The 14593-nt window shown below is 65.3% G+C and carries 13 protein-coding genes; 8 read left to right on the forward strand and 5 right to left on the reverse strand.

Features of this window, described 5'->3' with window-relative positions:
* Nucleotides 1-26 precede the first annotated feature (26 nt).
* From P9292_RS19295 to P9292_RS19320, 6 genes are all read left to right on the forward strand, one after another.
* On the forward strand, nucleotides 27-626 hold the full coding sequence (locus P9292_RS19295) for a DUF2760 domain-containing protein (RefSeq protein WP_309849520.1): 600 nt from the start codon (nucleotides 27-29) through the stop codon (nucleotides 624-626).
* Nucleotides 623-2506: an Hsp70 family protein gene (locus P9292_RS19300; RefSeq protein ID WP_309960825.1), complete on the forward strand. Its 1884-nt coding sequence runs from the start codon at nucleotides 623-625 to the stop codon at nucleotides 2504-2506. The genes P9292_RS19295 and P9292_RS19300 overlap by 4 nt, the downstream gene beginning before the upstream one ends.
* Nucleotides 2507-5329 carry an Hsp70 family protein gene (locus P9292_RS19305; RefSeq protein WP_309960826.1) on the forward strand — a complete coding sequence of 941 codons (2823 nt, stop codon included), beginning with the start codon at nucleotides 2507-2509 and terminating at the stop codon, nucleotides 5327-5329.
* 159 nt (nucleotides 5330-5488) lie between these two features.
* On the forward strand, nucleotides 5489-5647 hold the full coding sequence (locus P9292_RS19310; RefSeq protein ID WP_244828514.1) for a hypothetical protein: 159 nt from the start codon (nucleotides 5489-5491) through the stop codon (nucleotides 5645-5647).
* 333 nt (nucleotides 5648-5980) lie between these two features.
* Nucleotides 5981-8020 (forward strand): hybrid sensor histidine kinase/response regulator, encoded by a 2040-nt coding sequence (locus P9292_RS19315; RefSeq protein WP_244828515.1) that lies wholly within the window; start codon nucleotides 5981-5983, stop codon nucleotides 8018-8020.
* Nucleotides 8017-8976 (forward strand): nucleoside hydrolase, encoded by a 960-nt coding sequence (locus tag P9292_RS19320; protein ID WP_309849511.1) that lies wholly within the window; start codon nucleotides 8017-8019, stop codon nucleotides 8974-8976. The genes P9292_RS19315 and P9292_RS19320 overlap by 4 nt, the downstream gene beginning before the upstream one ends.
* A gap of 115 nt (nucleotides 8977-9091) precedes the next feature.
* Here P9292_RS19320 and P9292_RS19325 read toward each other — a convergent pair whose 3' ends face one another.
* Together P9292_RS19325 and P9292_RS19330 are read right to left on the reverse strand one after the other, a co-directional pair.
* The gene (locus tag P9292_RS19325; protein ID WP_250493235.1) at nucleotides 9092-9778 is read right to left on the reverse strand and encodes an alpha/beta hydrolase; all 687 of its coding nucleotides are present in this window, start codon (nucleotides 9776-9778) and stop codon (nucleotides 9092-9094) included.
* Nucleotides 9779-9818: 40 nt separating this feature from the next.
* On the reverse strand, nucleotides 9819-10208 hold the full coding sequence (locus tag P9292_RS19330; protein WP_244828519.1) for an MAPEG family protein: 390 nt from the start codon (nucleotides 10206-10208) through the stop codon (nucleotides 9819-9821).
* 132 nt (nucleotides 10209-10340) lie between these two features.
* Between P9292_RS19330 and P9292_RS19335 the strand changes: the two genes are divergently transcribed.
* Nucleotides 10341-10748 carry a PPC domain-containing DNA-binding protein gene (locus P9292_RS19335; RefSeq protein WP_244828521.1) on the forward strand — a complete coding sequence of 136 codons (408 nt, stop codon included), beginning with the start codon at nucleotides 10341-10343 and terminating at the stop codon, nucleotides 10746-10748.
* Between the two features lie 42 nt (nucleotides 10749-10790).
* Here the strand turns inward: P9292_RS19335 and P9292_RS19340 are convergent, their stop codons facing one another.
* The 3 genes from P9292_RS19340 to P9292_RS19350 form a co-directional block, all read right to left on the reverse strand.
* On the reverse strand, nucleotides 10791-11633 hold the full coding sequence (locus tag P9292_RS19340; protein WP_309960828.1) for a metallophosphoesterase: 843 nt from the start codon (nucleotides 11631-11633) through the stop codon (nucleotides 10791-10793).
* Nucleotides 11630-12640: a diacylglycerol kinase family protein gene (locus tag P9292_RS19345; RefSeq protein WP_309849500.1), complete on the reverse strand. Its 1011-nt coding sequence runs from the start codon at nucleotides 12638-12640 to the stop codon at nucleotides 11630-11632. Before P9292_RS19345 ends, P9292_RS19340 begins: the two co-directional genes overlap by 4 nt.
* Nucleotides 12641-12830: 190 nt before the next feature.
* Nucleotides 12831-13274: a CBS domain-containing protein gene (locus P9292_RS19350; protein ID WP_244828530.1), complete on the reverse strand. Its 444-nt coding sequence runs from the start codon at nucleotides 13272-13274 to the stop codon at nucleotides 12831-12833.
* A 355-nt stretch (nucleotides 13275-13629) separates the two neighbouring features.
* Between P9292_RS19350 and P9292_RS19355 the strand changes: the two genes are divergently transcribed.
* On the forward strand, nucleotides 13630-14589 hold the full coding sequence (locus P9292_RS19355) for a chemotaxis protein (protein WP_244828531.1): 960 nt from the start codon (nucleotides 13630-13632) through the stop codon (nucleotides 14587-14589).
* The last annotated feature ends 4 nt before the right edge of the window (nucleotides 14590-14593 follow it).

Genomic DNA, 14593 nt, shown 5'->3' on the forward strand with positions numbered 1-14593 from the left:
AAGCAGCCACAAGGAGCATCAAACACATGACCGACATGAATCCGTCCTTCTTCGGCAGGATAGGCATTGCCTTCGGAGCGTTCTTCGGCGTGCTCGGCAACGGCGCGTTCGCCGGCCGCGTGCAGCGCCTGCGCGAAGCCCCGCATGCGCCGGAAGCGCCCGTGCCCGCCGCCGCGCCGGTGGCAACCGCGCCGGTGGCAACCGCGCCGGTCGCGCCCAAGCCCGCGCCGTCGCCGCTGAAGGAATCGAGCCCCGTCGCCGCCTTGCAATTGCTTGGCCTTTTGCAGCGCGACGCCCGCTTCATCGATTTCGTCGAGGAAGACATCGCCAACTACAGCGACGCCGATATCGGCGCGGCCGCGCGTCTCGTGCACGACGGCTGCCGCTCGGTGCTGCGCGAACATTTCACGGTCCAGCCTGTGCGCAACGAAGCCGAAGGCAGCCGCATCACGCTGCCCGAAGGTTTCGACGCCAGCGCCGTGCGGGTGACCGGCAACGTCGTCGGCAAGCCGCCGTTCTCGGGCAATCTCAGCCATCGCGGCTGGAAGGTCGCTGAAACACGTCTGCCGAAGCTCGCGGACCAACACGACGCGAGCATCGTCGCACCGGCCGAGGTGGAGCTATGAGCGATCATCACGAAGAGAACGCGCCGCGCTATTCCATCGGCGTCGATCTCGGCACCACGCACTGCGCGCTGTCCTACGTCGACTTGTCCGCAAGCGACGGCGAGAAGACCGCGCAAGGCGTGCTGTCCATCGCGCAATTGACGGCGCCTGGCGCGGCCGAGGAGCGCGAGTTGCTGCCTTCGTTTCTGTATCTGCCGCATCCGAGCGAACTCGCGCCCGGCGATCTGACCTTGCCGTGGACGCAGGAGCGGCCGTTTATCGTCGGTGAGCTGGCGCGCAGCCGGGGCGCTGGCACGCCCATCCGCCTCGTCTCCAGCGCGAAAAGCTGGCTCTGCCATCCGGGCGTGGATCGTCGCGCGGCCATCCTTCCCGCCGATGCCCCCGAGGAAGTCGAACGCGTCTCGCCGCTCGAAAGCTCGGTGCGCTATCTCACGCACTTGCGCGAGGCATGGAATCACGCGCATCCGGACGCGCCTTTCGATCAGCAGGACGTCACCGTGACGATTCCCGCCTCCTTCGACCCCGCCGCCCGCGAACTCACCGCCGAAGCTGCGGCGGCGGCCGGCTACGCGCGCATGACGCTGCTCGAAGAACCGCAAGCCGCGCTCTACAGCTGGATTCAGAAGTCGACGGGCGGCTGGCGCAAGCAAGTGAAAGTGGGCGATGTGATTCTCGTCGTCGATGTCGGCGGCGGCACCACCGATCTCTCGCTGATCGCCGTGGTTGAGCGTGAAGGCAATCTCGAACTGCATCGCGTCGCGGTCGGCGAACACATCCTGCTGGGCGGCGACAACATGGACCTGGCGCTCGCGCATATCGTCGCGCGCAAGCTCGCGGCCGCCGGCACGCAACCCGATCCGTGGCAACTGCGCGCGCTCACTTATGCGTGCCGTTCGGCCAAGGAAACGCTGCTCACCCATCCGGACACGGAAACCGTGCCGCTCGTCGTGCCGAGCCGTGGCTCGAAGCTGATCGGCGGCTCGCTGCGCACCGAGCTCACGCGCGCCGAACTCACGCAGATCTTGCTCGAAGGCTTCTTCCCGCAAGTCGATGGCAGCGCGCGCCCGGTCAGCCGCGCACGCGCCGGTCTCACGCAACTCGGTCTGCCCTATGCGCAGGATGCCGCCGTGACGCGTCACCTCGCCGCGTTCCTTGGCCGTCAGGTGAACGCGCTCGCGGAAATCGAAGGCTTGCAGCACGAAGCCCCGCAAGGCGCGACGCTGCTGCATCCGACCGCGGTGCTCTTCAACGGCGGCGTGTTCAAGTCGCCGCTCCTGGTCGAGCGCGTCATGTCCACGCTCAATTCATGGCTCGCCGCCGAGAACGCGCCCGCCGCGCGTCTGCTCGAAGGCGCGGACCTCGATCTGGCGGTGGCGCGCGGCGCGGCCTATTACGGCTATGTTCGGCGCGGCAAGGGCGTGCGCATTCGTGGCGGCACGGCACGCGCATACTACGTCGCGGTCGAGTCGGCAATGCCTGCCGTGCCCGGACTCGAACCGCCCGTGCAGGCACTGTGCGTGGCGCCTTTCGGCATGGAGGAAGGCACGGAGGCCGCGCTGCCCGCGCAGGAGTTCGGGCTCGTGGTCGGAGAGCCGGTGCATTTCCGCTTCTTCGGCTCGTCGGTGCGCCGTCAGGACGAGGTGGGCACGCTGCTCGAATACTGGCAGCCGGACGAACTGCAGGAACTCGAGGAGATCGAGGCATCGCTGCCATCGGAAGGGCGCACGCCCGGCGAAGTCGTGCCGGTCAAGCTACACGCGCGCATCACCGAGGCCGGCACGCTCGAACTCGAAGCCGTGCCGCGCGGATCGTCCGAGCGCTGGAAGGTCGAGTTCGACATGCGCGGCGGCGTGAGCGCCGACTCGGGCATGGGCCTGTAAGTGCCGGCGCGCAAGAGGGCGGCGGGCGCGCGCTATCGCGTCGGCATCGATCTGGGGACGAGCAATACCGTCGTCGCCTATGCCGAAGCGGGCTCGGACGAGATTCGCGTCTTCGAGATGGAACAGCTCGTGAGTCCGGGCGAAGTGGCAGCGCGCCCGCTCCTGCCGTCTTTGCGGTATCACGCGGCAGCGGGAGAACTGAACGCGAACGACTTGCAGTTGCCGTGGCCCCGTGACGCAAACGCCGGGGCACGGCCCGAAGTGGTCGGCCAGCTCGCACGCGTGCTCGGCGCGCAGGTTCCGGGCCGGCTCGTTTCGAGCACGAAAAGCTGGCTGTCGCATGCTTCGGTGGATCGTGTCGCGCCAATTCTGCCGTGGGGCGCGGGCGACGACATCGAAAAGATCTCGCCCGTCGCCGCGAGCGCAAGTTATCTCGCGCATGTGCGCGCGGCGTGGAACCATCGCTTTCCGGGCTCGCCGCTCGAAGCGCAGGACCTCGTGCTCACCGTGCCCGCATCGTTCGATGAAGGCGCGCGCGCCCTCACGCTCGAAGCGGCGCGCATGGCCGGGCTTACGGCGCTGCGCCTGCTGGAGGAACCGCAGGCGGCGTTCTACGACTGGCTGTTTCACCATCGCGAAAAGCTCGCCGATGAACTCGCGGCCACGCGGCTCGTGCTCATCTGCGATGTCGGCGGCGGCACGACCGACCTCACGCTGATCCAGGTCGCGATGGACGGCCCGGAGCCGCGCCTGACGCGCATCGGCGTGGGCAACCACCTGATGCTCGGCGGCGACAACATGGACCTGGCGCTTGCGCATCTGGTGGAGCGGCGCCTTGCCGGCAACGATCAGGAGCGCCTCTCCGCCGCGCGTCTTTCGCAACTCGTCGAACGTTGCCGCGCGGCCAAGGAGCAATTGCTCGGCGCCAACGCGCCGGACAAGGCCACGATCACGCTGCTCGGCGCGGGCTCGAAGCTGATAGGCGGCGCGCGTTCCACGGAAGTGACGCGCGAGGAGATCGCGCGGATCATCGTCGATGGCTTCTTTCCGATGGTCGCGCCCGACGAGCGTCCGCGTCGCGCGCGCGGGGGTATCGTCGAATTCGGGCTGCCTTATGCAAGCGATGCCGGCGTCACGCGGCACGTCGCGGCGTTTCTCGCACAACACGCCACGCAGGCGCGCGAGGCGTTGGGCGAAGCGGCATCTGACCAAGCCAGCTTGCCCGTTCCCGACACGCTGCTCCTGAACGGCGGCGTGTTTCGCGCCGAACCGCTTGCGAGCCGTATCGCCGAGGCGCTCGGTTCATGGCGCGGCGCGCCGGTCCACGTGCTCGCCAATCACGATCCGGACGTTGCCGTGGCGCGCGGCGCGGTCGCCTATGCGCTCGCGCGCGCGGGCCGCGCACCGAAGATCGGCGGCGGCTCTGCACGCAGCTACTTCCTGCTGCTCGACGAAGACACGAGCGACGCTGGCGAGCGCGGCGTCTGCGTGCTGCCGCGCGGCACTGAGGAAGGTCAGGCCATCCATCTGGCGGACCGCACCTTCGCGTTGCGGCTCGGCGCGCCGGTGCGCTTTCACCTGGTGTCTTCGGTGGCGGATGCGACGTTCAAGGCAGGAGAGATCGCCGATGTCAGCGCCTCGGCCGGCGACTTCGTGCGCTTGCCGCCCATCGCCACGGTCGTCGATCCGCGCGGCCAGGAGGCGAATCACGCGCACAAGCCCAACGAGACGCCCGTGCAATTGACGACTTCGCTCACTGAAGTCGGCACGCTGGAGATGCACTGCATCGCCACCGACGATCCCGCCAAACGCTGGCTGCTCGAATTTCAATTGCGCCGGGAGAATGCGTCGAACGACGCGGCGGCAAGCGAAACGCATCCTGCGTTGCCAAAAGCCATCGATCTGATCGACCGCACTTTCGGCGCGCGTTCGCAGGACGTCAGCCCGAAGGAGATCAAGCGCCTGCGCGCGCTGCTCGAACAGGCGCTCGGCCCGCGCGATAGCTGGGATCTCGCGCTCTTGCGCGAGCTTTACGGCGCGCTGTGGAACCGCGCGAAACGCCGCCGCCGCTCCGCCGATCACGAACGGCTGTGGCTCAACCTGACGGGCTACTGCTTGCGGCCGGGCTTCGGTCATCCGCTGGATGGCTGGCGCGTCGAGCAATTGTGGACGCTCTTCGACCAGGGCATCCAGTACGGCAACGAAAGCCAGATCTGGTCCGAATGGTGGACGCTATGGCGGCGCGCGGCAGGCGGTCTGCCCGAAGCCGCGCAACTGCGCCTGCTCGACGACATGGCCTTCGTGCTTCAGCCGCCCGGCACGAGCCGCTATCGGCGCGCGGCGGGCGCTGCGCGCGCGGGCTATGAAGACATGGTGCGGCTCGCGGCATCGCTCGAACGCGTGCCGGTCGCGCGCAAGATCGAAACCGGCGAATGGCTGCTCACGCGGCTGAAGAAGCCTTCGGAGAACGTGCAGAGCTGGTGGGCGGTCGGGCGGATCGGCGCGCGGCAGCCGTTCTACGGCAGCGCGCATGGCGTCGTGCCGCCCGAGACGGCGACCGCCTGGCTCGGCGCGATCCTCGCGCTCGACTGGAAGAAGGTCGATCCGGCGGCGTTCGCGGCCGTGCAGATCGCGCGCATGACGGGCGACCGTTCGCGCGACCTTCCCGACGACATCCGCGCCGCCGTCGTGCAGCGCCTGGAGACGATGGGCGCGGCGGAAGCGTGGATCGCCATGGTCCGCGAAGTCGTCACGCTCGATCGTGCCGACGAAGGCCGTGTGTTCGGCGAGGCGTTGCCGGCGGGGCTCAAGCTCATCGGCTGAACTGGCGTCGATGCGGCGCGTCGAGACCGCGAATTGCTTCGCTCTCAGAAGCTTTTTGCGAAAGACGGCGCGAAAGCCTTGCGCCGTCTTGATTCCCGGCTATGCGCGTCCTATGGTTATCAGTGTGTTCGTCCTGGACACACACTGAAGGAGGTCATCATGCCATCCCCACGCAAGGCTCAAGCGAGCAATCCCGCCGAAACCGAAATGTCGAGCCGCAAGAAAACGGCCGGTCCTAAAGCATCGCCGCCCAAGGCAGCGGGCGCCAAGGAAACGCAGGTCGCCAAACGCAGTACCAAGGCCAAACCGAAATCGTGAATGCGCGAGGCGCGGTATCGCGCACTCTCGCGCGGTACGGATAGCCCTGGTCATCGCGCGGGGGGCATCGGTCGTGGCTGTCCTTCGATACGGCGAGCAGGCATGCCCGGCTCGCCGTTCGACTGATCCGGTTCGAGATACACCGGTTGCTTTGCGCGTCGACTCTCTTCTCCTTCCCCGCCGCTGCCGTCCAAAGCCATCTTTTTTCAGCGTCTGCCCGCCAAAAGCTCGCATTAATTTCCGTTTTTAACGGTTGATGCCTAAAAAAAGGCGTATTGGTAAGACCAAGTTGGCCTACAGTAGATATCCCCGAAACCGCGACTCGAACAAGCGATGGCCGTCCCTCAACGCGCCGAACGTGTGCGCACTCCCGAGATTTTCTCCGCCGCGCGAGAAGCGGGGCTCAGTCTCGTTCGCAATCTTTCCATTCCGGCCGCTTTCGCCGACCGCGCGCTGGAAGCGCAATTCCTCGAAGATCACGCGCAGCGCTTCTGCGCGTTCAGGCGCGCATCCGCGCTGCTCGCGCTCGTCATCTGGACCTGCTTCCTCTGGTGGGACTTCAGTTTCTCGCAAGGCAACAGCGCGCTGAACGGGCGCCTGTCCGACATTCTGGCAATCCGCTTTGCGGGCATCGTGTTGCTGATTCTCGAATGCTGTCTCGTCCTGCGGCCCTCGTTCCGCTCGCACGCGATGTCCGAGAAGGTCATCCTCACGGGCATCTACGGGCTCTTGTGTCTGATCCTCGCGCTCTTCGCGATCACGCCCTCGCCCTATAACTACACGCAGCATTTCACGGGGCTGTGCCTCGCGCTCTTCGTGCAGTTCAGTTTCTTCTATCTGCGCTCGCGGGTCGTGCTGACGGCGGGCATCGTCACCATGGCGTCGATCGTGGTGCTGCAGCTCACCGCGCATCTGCTCAATCCGGAGAATTTCTTTGCCGGACTGTTCTATATGTTCAACGTGATCGTGGTCGGCCACGGCGTCTGCGTGCACGCCGAACGCGTCTCGCGCGAACGCTTTTCCGCCGAACGCGCGCTTGCCTCGCTCAACGACGAACTGCGCGCCGCGAACGGCTCGCTCGCGCGCAAGAACGACGAGTTGGAGATCTCCAGGAAGGACCAGGAGAACAAGACCACGGCATTGCTCGCGTTGCGCGAACAGCAGATGATCGCCGCGCAAACCGCGAGCCGCGAGAAGTCCAATTTCCTCGCCGCCGCGACCCACGATCTGCGCCAGCCAATGCACGCGCTCAACCTGTTCCTGCAAGCCGCCGCCGAGGCCATCCGCAACGGCGAGTTCGAGCAGGCGGAACGGCTCATCGACGAATGCGGGCGCTCGTCGATCATTCTGGCGCGGCTCTTGAATGCCGTGCTCGATCTCTCGCGGCTCGAATCGGGCCGCGTGGTGCCGCGCTATCACGTGTTCGACGTGCGGCGAACCATCGAGGAAGCCGTCGAACAATTGCGTCCGTTCGCCATGAGCCGTGGCGTCGACTTGCGGCTGCGGCTGCCGAAGTCGGAAGTCGTCTGCGTGCGAAGCGACGCGCACTGGCTCGGACGCGCCATCGCCAATCTGATCTCGAACGGCATCAAGTACGCCGATCAAAGCAAGACCGCCAGCAAGACCGCCAAGCCCACCGTGATCGTCGGCGTGGTGCGCTCGCCGACGCGGGCGCGCATCGACGTGCTGGATAACGGCATCGGCATTCCGGCCGATTATTTCGACGCCATCTTCCAGCCCTTCTTCCAGGTCGACAACCCGGAGCAAGATCGCGACAAGGGGCTGGGACTCGGCCTGTCTATCGTCAATGCGGTCATTTCGATGCTGGACGAACACCGCATCGAGCTCAAGTCCACCGAAGGGCGCGGTTCGCGTTTCTCGCTGGAAATGCCGCAGTGCGGACCGACGCTCGACAAGCCGTCCACGCGCGCGCCTGCATTGTCCGAGGCGAACGAAGCGGCGGCGCTGAGCGGGCGCTACGTGCTGCTCGTGGAAGACGACGGCCTCGTGCGCGCATCCACCGAGGCGCTGCTTTCGCAATGGGGCGTGCTTTACGACTCCGCCGCGACCTTCGACGAGTTCGAAACCATTCTCGCGGACATCGAGCGCTTCCCGGATCTCATCATCACCGACTACCGCCTGCGCGACTCCAAGACCGCGCGCGAAGTGGCCATGCTGGGCACCGCAAGGCTCGGCCGTCCGTGTCCGTGTCTGGTCGTGACGGGCGAACCGTCGGCCACCATCGTGCCGCTCGCGTGCGAGCAGGATGTGCTGAGCAAGCCCGTGAGCCCGGCGGAATTGCGCCGCGGCATGGTCGCGTTGATGCCGAACGCAGCCGCCGGCCAGAGCGCTTGCGAGGCAGCCATCGCATGAGTGTGCACAAGGTCATCTACGACACCGACCCCGGTATCGACGACGCTATCGCGCTCTTGTTTCAGACGTTGCATCCGCGGATCGAACTCATCGGCATCACGAGCGTGTTCGGCAATGCCGACATCCATACGACGACCGCCAACGCGCTCTATCTTGCATCGCGTTTCGCGCCGAACGTGCCGGTCGCGCGCGGCGCGGCGGCGCCTTTGCAACGCGCCGCGCCCGAACCTATTCCGCATATCCACGGCGACGATGCGCTCGGCAACGTCGAGCGCACGGAAGCCGTCACGGTGAAGGAGGACGGGCGCGCGGCACATCGGTTCATCATCGAGAAGGTGCGCGCGGAGCCGGGCGAAATCACGCTGCTCGCGGTCGGGCCGCTCACGAATCTCGCGCTCGCGTTGCGAGACGATCCGGAGATTGCATCGCTCGTGCGCGAGGTCGTCGTCATGGGCGGCGCGTTCGGTTACAACGGCGCGCTCGGCAACGTGACGCCCGCCGCCGAGGCGAACATCCATGGCGACCCGGAAGCGGCCGATATCGTCTTCGGCGCGCCGTGGAAGGTGTCGATCGTCGGGCTCGATGTAACGCATGAAACCGTGATGACGAACGCGTTTCTCGCCGATGTGCGGGACAGCGCAGGCGATGCCGGCCGGTTCGTATGGAACGTCTCGCGCTTTTACGAGCGCTTTCACGCGAACGACGGCGAGACGCGCGGCATCTACGCGCACGATTATTCGGCGGCCGCTTTCGTCGTCGCGCGCGAACTGTTCACGACGAGAAGCGGGCCGGTGCGCGTGCTGACCGAAGGTATCGCGGCGGGTTTGACTGTGCAAAAGCCCACGTCGATGCGTGCCAGCGCGCCGGATTGGGACACGCGGCCATCGTGCGACGCGTGTATCGGCGTCAATGCGGACGCGGTGCTCGAACTCTTTGCTCGGACATTGCGCGGCTGACGTGCTCGTCTAGTGCGCCGCTTCTTTCATGCAACCGGCGCGCGCCGCGGCAATGCCGACGCGCTGCGGCTTGCACCTTGCCGAAGCGGATCGGCGGGCATACCAACGCGGCGCTTCAACCCTCGCGCAACCGCGCACCCAGCCACTCGCGCAGCGCTTCCACTTCCTCCATGCAGACCGAATGCGGCATCGGATACGTATTCCATTCAACCGTGCAGCCCTGCTCGCGCGCGAATTCCACGGCTTCCTCGCCTAGCCGCACGTTGAGTACGTCGTCGAAGCTGCCGTGCGCGGCGAAGATCGGCGTGTCGCGGTTCGCCTCGCTGAACGAGGCATCGATCAAGCCTTTCGACGGGATATAACCCGACAGCACGATCAGCCCCGCGAGCTTTTCCGGATGCGTGAGTCCCGCCTGATAGGTCATCGCGCCGCCCTGCGAAAAGCCGGCAAGAAAGATGCGCTCGGAGGCGATGCCGCGCGCGTTCTGCTGCGCGACGAGTTCGCGCACGAAGGCCACAGACGTCTCGATGCCCGCCTCGTCCACGCGCCGGTTGATACCTTCGAACGACAGGATGTCGTACCACGCGCGCATCACGTAGCCGTTGTTCGCGGTTACGGGAATCTCCGGCGCGTTCGGAAACACGAAGCGCATGGCGGGGGCATCGGCCAGACGCAGTTCGGGCACGAGCGGCACGAAGTCGTTGGCATCCGCGCCCAGTCCGTGCATGAGGATCACCGCGAACTCGGGGTCCGGCGCGGTTTCGACTTCCACTACCGATGGATCGTACGGTTGTGCGGACATGCAATCACTCCCTTGAGGTCGATCACGTTTCAATCACGCGTCAGATGATGGGCACGAGCAATAACACGATACCCACGATGGAAATGAGCCACACCAGCGAGCGCACGAACGGCACACCGCCCGCATAAAGCGGCACGTAGCACAGGCGCGCGACGAAATACATGAGCGCGCCATAGTGCGTAAGCGCATTTTCGCGCCCGGCGACATGCACGATCAGCACCGCGACAGCGAAGATCGGCAAGGTCTCGAAAAGGTTCGATTGCGCTCGCATCAGACGCCCGGTGAGCTTGCGCGGCGGCGGCGCCGGGCCGTCGCGCGGACCGGCGTTGTATCTGAGGCCCGTCTCCTTGTTGCGCAAGAACGCGGGCAGCAGCACTTGCACGAGGGCGAGGATGAGCGTCCAGGCCAGCATCGTCAGTTCGAAACTCATGGCGTCTCCAATCGGTTTGTTGGCGATGCAAGCGACGGTCCATCATGCCATCGGGCCGTGCGAACGTGTACGCTTGTTGGCATTCCTTCGACTTACGCTCGTTCTCACGCTCAAGCTCGCGGTGAATCTTCCATGCACACGCTTACCCTGCGTCTTTCTCCCGGCGATGACCTGCGCCTCGCGCTCGATCTCGCAGTACGCTCGCAAAAAAGCGCGCAAGAAGCGGGCGCGGCGTTCGTCCTGCAAGGCATTGGCAGCTTGAGCGTGGCTGCCTTGCGCTATGCCGGGCGCGACGAGGCAACCGTTCTGCGCGGCGACCTCGAAATCTTGACGCTGGCGGGATCGCTATCGGCGGATGGGCCGCATCTGCACATGAGCATCTCCGATGCCGATGGCCGCGTCTTCGGCGGCCACGTCACGGCGGGATGCATCGTGCGCACGACGGCGGAAGTGCTGATCGCAAAGTTGCCGGACGAACGCTACACGCGTGAGCACGATCCCGCGACAGGTTTCGCGGAACTCGTCATCCGGCGTACATAGCTTCCTGAGTTGCAGCAGCACTAAGCGCTCCAAGAGCGTCGATCAGGCGGATGCGACTGTTGCCGGTTCGGCGGCGGCGCTATCCAGCGCGAGATCGTGACGCGCGATCAGCTCGAAGCGCTCGCTCTTTTCCACATAGTCCCAGCGCTCGACGGTCGTGCTGCGCGTACCCGAAGACCCGTCGTAGCGAATCACGTTCACCGAATTGTCGATGGTCCCGCGCGTGCGCCGGGACAGCGCCGTGCCCGCCTGCACCACCCACAGCTTGCGCGGCAGGCCGGCGAAGGTATCGTGCAGCGGCAACACGTAGGGCAGATGAATGTGCCCGCCGAGAATGAGATCGGCGCCCGCACGCGCCCAGCGCTGCACGGCGCGCTCGTGTCCATGCAGAAGGTTGGCCTCGTCTTTCGCGCGCGTGACCGCGACCGGCTGATGCGTGACCACCACGCGCAATTGCTTCGCGCTTGCCGCTTCGAGCCGCGCGGAAACGCGTTTGACCTGTTGCATCGAAATTTCGCCGTCCTTGTGTCGGAACGGACGCGTGGTGTTCACGCCGAGCACGAGCAGCGTGTCCGATTCGAACGACGGCTCGAGCTCCGCGCCGAACACGCGCTGATGATTCGCATACGGACGAAAAAGCCGCGCGAGCGGATTGAAGAGCGGAATGTCGTGATTGCCGGGAATGACGAGCCGGGGCCGCGTGCCGAGGGCATCGAAGAAGGCGCCCGCCAGCGCGAACTGATAACGCCGCGCGCGCTGCGTGATGTCGCCCGAGACGACGACTAAATCGGGCGAGATGGCATCGGAAAGCCGCAAGAGCGCCGCCACCACCGTCGGGCGTTCGGTGCCGAAATGCGGATCGGATATTTGCAGCAAAACGTTCATGAGCGATTGGCTTCGGCCACGGCCGGCTCGGGTTTGAGCAGCAGCAATGGCTTGTCGGAAACGCGGAATTCCAGCGGCATCTGCAGCCACGCCACTTCGCCATCGGTTGCGATCTTCACGCGACGGCGTCGTCCGGACGGATGCGTCACCGTAATGCGCTCGAATGTGAAACTTGTCACGTGATCGGAGTCGGCTAGCCGCCCTGCCGCGCCGCGCAAGGACAGGAGCAGATGCGCGAGCCGCCCGACCGGGCGCGGCGCAATGGCCACGAGCAAGCCATGTTCCAGTGCGCCGGCTTCGGCCATGCCGATCTGTTCGAGTTGCAGCCGGTTGTTGCCGACGAAGAGCGTCGATGAACGGATGTCGCGCACTTGCCCTTCATGCTCGATATGCAGCCGCAAATGCCGATGCCGCCGCAATAGCGTGTTGAGCGCGGACCACAGCGCGACCAAACGGCTGCGGCCGAATTGCTGCTTGTAGGTTTCGCGATCTTCCAGCAGCTTGGGATAAAGCCCGAGACTCGCATTGACGATGAACATCTGGCCGTTCACGTAGCCCACCTGCGCGGGAAATACGCGCGCTTCGAGCAACAGGCGGGTGGAAAGCTCGAGATCGGCGGGAATACCGTGATCGCGACTGAAGTAATTGAACGTGCCGCGCGGCAGCACCGCGAATGGCACGCCGCGCGTAAGCGCCGCTTCGGCCACGGCGCATAGCGTGCCGTCGCCACCGGCACCGACCAGCACGCCGCCCTGATCGAGCGCCAGTTGTGCCGCCTCGCGCGCGGCGGCGGGCAGACGGCCGGGGTCATCGACGACGCACATTTCGAAGCGCCGGCCCGCCGCGCCAAGTTCGCGGTCCAGCACGGCGCGAGTTTCATCGGCCTGCTTGCGGCCCGATCCCGCGTTCATCACGATAAAAAACGGCGCGTGCGGCGCAAGTGTCTGCCCTTGTTCCGCGCCTCGAGCAGGTTCGGCGGGTATGACGGGTGTGGCGGTCGGGGTCATCGGCAGCGCTCCTGGCATCGTGCGATTCGTCCCGCCTGGCCGCCGACGTGCCGTGGAAGCGCGCTTAAGACGCCACGTCCCGCCGACACGCACGCAACTAAGCCCGGCGAGTATCTGCCGAATCATAACAAAATGCTTACAGCTGCATGACGAGACGCACGCGCAAGCGTGCGCCATCGCTCAAGGCAGATCAGGTATGTTCGCCGCCGCGAATGTAGTACTCGAGCTGCTGAATGGTGAACTGCTGCTCGGAGATGATGTTCTTCACCAAGTCCCCGATGGAAATCATGCCGGTCAGCTTGCCGTCTTCGATCACCGGCAAATGGCGCATGCGCTTTTCCGTCATGAGCGCCATGCAGTCGTCCGTGGTCTGGTCGGGGCGGACGTAACGCACGTGCGAGGTCATGATGTCGCGCACCGGCGTCTGCTTGGACGAACGGTCCATCAGCACGACCTTGCGCGCATAGTCGCGCTCGGTCACGATCCCGACGATCTCCTCGTTCTCCGTGACGATCACCGCGCCGATATGGCGGTCGGCCATCAATCTGATTGCATCGTAGACCGATGCAGTTGCCGCGATCGTGATGACCGTCTGATCGGGTTTGGAACTGAGTACCTGTGCGACTGTTGCCATCGAGCGCCTCCGTCTGGCTTCGCGCGGCTCACCGGCCGATGAACACGCGCTTTTGTTGTGCGGAACCGATGTTGCGCGTAACGGGCGAGGCAGCTCGTCGTGCGACATGTAGCGCGGGCTTAAAAGTGACCGGCTGCATCGGCGAAAGTCCGACCGTGGAAAAAGTATAGATCAACCCCGGCTCGCGGATATGCGCCCGTCCGCTCGCATGTTTTTGCAGGCCCGCTGGACTTGCGTTTGCGCACGCAAGCCGCGTCGCCTTCAGTTTTGTCGATTCGTGCCGCTAATCAGACACGCGCGCCGCGATGCGCGCATCAAGCGGCGCAATGAGGCGCCGCTCATGGAGATGACAAAGGTGAGCAGTTCACAACAGGATATCGAGCAGCGCGTGCGGCTCGCGGGCAGCAACATGTTCGAGCTGCTTCTGTTCAGGCTCGGCGAGGCGCCGGGTTCGGAACAGCGCGAGCTCTACGGCATCAACGTGTTCAAGGTGCGCGAGATTCTCGCGATGCCGACGATCACCGCCGTCGCGGGATCGAGCGCGGAAATTCTCGGCGTCGCCGACATTCGCGGGCAGATCATTCCCGTGATCGATCTGGCGCGCATCACCGGATGCCGGCCGAAAAACGGTCCGAAGATCCTGCTCGTCACCGAGTTCGCGCGTACCACGCAGGGCTTCGCGGTCGAGGAAGTCGATGACATCGTGCGGCTGGAGTGGAATCAGGTGCTGTCGGCGGAATCGCATTCGGGCGGCAGCACGGTAACGAGCTTCGCGCGGCTGGACGGCAACGTCGACGGATCGCGTCTTGCGCAAGTGCTGGATGTCGAGCGCATCGTGCGAGAAGTGCTGCCGGGGCAGGAATCGGATATCACCGAGGAAAGCACCGGCCGCCTGCGGCTCAAGCCCGGCGCGCGCGTGCTCGCCGCGGACGACTCGGGCGTGGCGCGCTCGCTCATCGGACAGAGCCTCACCGCGATGGGCGTGCCCTTCGTCATGACCAAGACCGGTCAGGAAGCGTGGGACGTGCTGGAATCGGCGCTCAGAAAGGCGCAGAAGGACGGCACGGAAGTTTCGGATCAGATCGCGCTCGTGCTGACGGACTTGGAAATGCCGGAAATGGACGGCTTCACGCTCACGCGACGGATCAAGGCGGAATCCGGTTTGCAGCATATTCCGGTGGTGATCCACTCGTCGCTTTCGGGTTCCGCGAACGAGCAGCACGTTCGCAAAGTCGGAGCGAATGCGTATGTGTCGAAGTTCGAGGCTTCCGAACTCGCAACCGTCATGCGCGGCGCATTGGCCAACGCGGCCTGAAAAC

This window comes from Caballeronia sp. LZ001 (assembly GCF_031450875.1).
Classification (GTDB): domain Bacteria; phylum Pseudomonadota; class Gammaproteobacteria; order Burkholderiales; family Burkholderiaceae; genus Caballeronia.

Excerpts from the sequence above, each read along its gene's own strand:
- P9292_RS19315 (WP_244828515.1), top strand. The coding sequence starts at position 5,981 with ATGGCCGTCCCTCAACGCGCCGAACGTGTGCGCACTCCCGAGATTTTC.
- P9292_RS19310 (WP_244828514.1), top strand. The coding sequence starts at position 5,489 with ATGCCATCCCCACGCAAGGCTCAAGCGAGCAATCCCGCCGAAACCGAA.
- P9292_RS19340 (WP_309960828.1), bottom strand. The coding sequence starts at position 11,633 with ATGAACGTTTTGCTGCAAATATCCGATCCGCATTTCGGCACCGAACGC.
- P9292_RS19330 (WP_244828519.1), bottom strand. The coding sequence starts at position 10,208 with ATGAGTTTCGAACTGACGATGCTGGCCTGGACGCTCATCCTCGCCCTC.
- P9292_RS19350 (WP_244828530.1), bottom strand. The coding sequence starts at position 13,274 with ATGGCAACAGTCGCACAGGTACTCAGTTCCAAACCCGATCAGACGGTC.
- P9292_RS19345 (WP_309849500.1), bottom strand. The coding sequence starts at position 12,640 with ATGACCCCGACCGCCACACCCGTCATACCCGCCGAACCTGCTCGAGGC.
- P9292_RS19320 (WP_309849511.1), top strand. The coding sequence starts at position 8,017 with ATGAGTGTGCACAAGGTCATCTACGACACCGACCCCGGTATCGACGAC.
- P9292_RS19295 (WP_309849520.1), top strand. The coding sequence starts at position 27 with ATGACCGACATGAATCCGTCCTTCTTCGGCAGGATAGGCATTGCCTTC.
- P9292_RS19335 (WP_244828521.1), top strand. The coding sequence starts at position 10,341 with ATGCACACGCTTACCCTGCGTCTTTCTCCCGGCGATGACCTGCGCCTC.
- P9292_RS19300 (WP_309960825.1), top strand. The coding sequence starts at position 623 with ATGAGCGATCATCACGAAGAGAACGCGCCGCGCTATTCCATCGGCGTC.
- P9292_RS19325 (WP_250493235.1), bottom strand. The coding sequence starts at position 9,778 with ATGTCCGCACAACCGTACGATCCATCGGTAGTGGAAGTCGAAACCGCG.